The sequence below is a fragment of the Flintibacter sp. P01028 genome (assembly GCF_041925235.1).
Taxonomy (GTDB): Bacteria; Bacillota; Clostridia; order Oscillospirales; family Oscillospiraceae; genus Lawsonibacter; species Lawsonibacter aceti.
On sequence record NZ_JBHEVC010000025.1, the window covers coordinates 1 to 1,270 of the forward strand.

General features: G+C 59.4%; 1 protein-coding gene and 1 pseudogene. Both read right to left on the bottom strand.

The genetic code is table 11. From position 1 onward, the window contains the following. A pseudogene (locus ACEVJK_RS14405) lies at window positions 1-298 on the bottom strand (hypothetical protein); the annotation flags it as partial. Between the two features lie 44 nt (window positions 299-342). Next, window positions 343-1,270 (bottom strand): fumarylacetoacetate hydrolase family protein (locus tag ACEVJK_RS14410; RefSeq protein WP_374740900.1); only part of this gene is annotated, 928 nt, incomplete at its 5' end.

Below are 1,270 nucleotides of genomic sequence, written 5' to 3' on the forward strand. Positions count from 1 at the left end.
GGGCCTCGTCGATCTTCTTATCCACAGGCTGTCCCTTATAGAATACGTTGGGGAAGCTCTTGCGGCTGGAGGGCTCAGTGACGCAGAGCATTCCATCGGTGCTGTTGCCCACCGTGCACAGTCCGGGCTCGATGGACTTATCGCCCAGCAGTTCCTGGGCGATGAAGGCGTTGGTGGTGCCGCCGGCCAGCAGCACATAGGCCTCCTTCCATGCCTTCTGGAATTCAGGCATCTGGATGACCGTCTTGGCGATCAGACGGCGGGCCTCAGCGGGAGTTAAAACAAAGGTGGCTTTCATGGGTTTCATCCTCCTTACAGAATTGGCAATACTTAAGTACAGATTCAGGCTTTCTCAGGGTGCTTCTTCAAGTCTACAACGGGGTTCACCAGGGGTTCCATCTCAAAGCCGTCGGGACCGTAGATCCGGCACTCGGCCATGTCCCCGTCGTTGATTTCAAAGGCGCGGGGGGTGCCGGTGGACAGAATGTCGCCGGCGTACCAGCCCTGGATGCTGCTGTGCAGGGACACCAGCCGGGCCGGACGGTGGGTCATGTTGCTCACCAGATTTTTGGCGTATACCTCGCCGTTGCGCACGGACTGGACCTCCAGCTTCAGCACATCAGGCACCTCATCGGGTGTGACCAGCTGGGGACCGAAGGAGAAAAAGGTGGGGAAGTTTTTCACGATACACAGGTAGCGGGGGTTGCCGCTGACATAGTCGTTGCCCTTCAGGATGGACTCCTCGGTCATGTCCAGGATGGTGGTATAGCCCACGATGGCGTCCTGCCAGTTCTCCTCGGACACATCGCGGCAGTCCTTGCCCATAATGATCCCCAGCTCCGCCTCGGCGGTAGTCTTCTGGGCTTCCTTCAGGGTAGGAAGCTTGATTTCATCAGCGGGGCCAATCAGAGTGTCAGCCATCTTAAAGAAGCTGCCGGGGAACCCGGTGGGGGCGGCAGAGCCGATGTCGCCGGCATGGTCCACATAGTTCAGCCCGATGCCGAAGATCCGCTTCGGGTTGCGGTACAGGGGGGCATAGACCACCTGGTCAGCGGGGACAAGGCCGGGGATGGACTCCAGCTCCTCCTTACCGCCGGCGTTATACCAGGCGGTCAGGCCGGGGATCTGCTGCTCCTGGATCAGGGACAGCATATCGGTCCTCCACGCGGTGCCCTTAGCCGCGTTCAGGGCGCGGATGGGAAGAATGCCGTTCTTGGCTACGATGCCGGCCATCTCCGTATCGTTCCACTTGATAGTTGCCAGTCTCATA